The organism is Ruegeria sp. CK1, from assembly GCF_056536545.1.
On record NZ_JBQFPX010000028.1, the window covers coordinates 1 to 1228 of the forward strand.

Here is a 1228-nt window from a genome sequence, read left to right on the forward strand (position 1 = left end):
AAAAAAGGGCGTCCCGAGGGACGCCCTTTCCATAGATATTCGCTGGTGCGAATTACTCGATGATTTTCGAGACAACGCCGGCGCCGACGGTGCGGCCGCCTTCGCGGATCGCGAAGCGCAGACCGTTTTCCATTGCGATCGGCGCGATCAGCTCAACGCCGAACGACACGTTGTCGCCAGGCATGACCATCTCGGTGCCTTCGGCCAGGGTCACGGTGCCGGTCACGTCAGTTGTACGGAAGTAGAACTGCGGACGGTAGTTCGCGAAGAACGGAGTGTGACGACCGCCTTCTTCCTTGGTCAGGATATAGGCTTCGGCTTCGAACTTGGTGTGCGGTGTAACCGAACCCGGCTTACACAGAACCTGGCCACGCTCAACGCCGTCACGGTCAACACCACGCAGCAGCGCGCCGATGTTGTCGCCTGCTTCACCGCGGTCCAGCAGCTTGCGGAACATTTCAACGCCAGTGCAGGTGGTTTTGCTGGTGTCGCGGATGCCGACGATTTCGATTTCGTCGCCAACGTTGATCACGCCACGCTCAACACGGCCAGTCACAACAGTACCACGGCCCGAGATCGAGAACACGTCTTCGATCGGCATCAGGAACGGCTGGTCAACAGCACGCTCAGGGGTGTCGATGTAGTCATCAACAGCCGCCATCAGTTCCTTGATCTTCTCTTCGCCGATTTCCGGGTTGTTGCCTTCCATCGCGGCCAGAGCCGAACCTGCGATGATCGGAATATCGTCGCCGGGGTATTCGTAGCTGGACAGCAGTTCGCGAACTTCCATCTCAACCAATTCCAGCAGCTCTTCGTCGTCAACCTGGTCAACTTTGTTCAGGAACACGACCATCTTCGGGATGCCAACCTGGCGGCCCAGCAGGATGTGCTCGCGGGTCTGCGGCATCGGGCCGTCAGCTGCGTTCACAACCAGGATCGCGCCGTCCATCTGGGCAGCACCGGTGATCATGTTCTTGACGTAGTCAGCGTGGCCGGGGCAGTCGACGTGCGCATAGTGGCGGTTGTCGGTCTCGTATTCCACGTGGGCGGTCGAGATGGTGATGCCGCGCGCTTTCTCTTCCGGCGCACCGTCGATTTGGTCATACGCTTTGAAGTCACCGAAATACTTGGTGATCGCTGCGGTCAGCGTCGTCTTGCCGTGGTCAACGTGGCCAATCGTGCCGATGTTGACGTGCGGTTTTGTACGCTCAAACTTTTCCTTTGCCAT

The 1228-nt window shown here is 58.7% G+C and carries 1 protein-coding gene; it reads right to left on the reverse strand.

The annotated features are described in order from the left end of the window. Positions 1-52: 52 nt before the first annotated feature. A partial coding sequence (gene tuf / locus ACR0L3_RS20625) for an elongation factor Tu (protein WP_480575288.1) occupies positions 53-1228 on the reverse strand: 1176 nt, incomplete at its 5' end.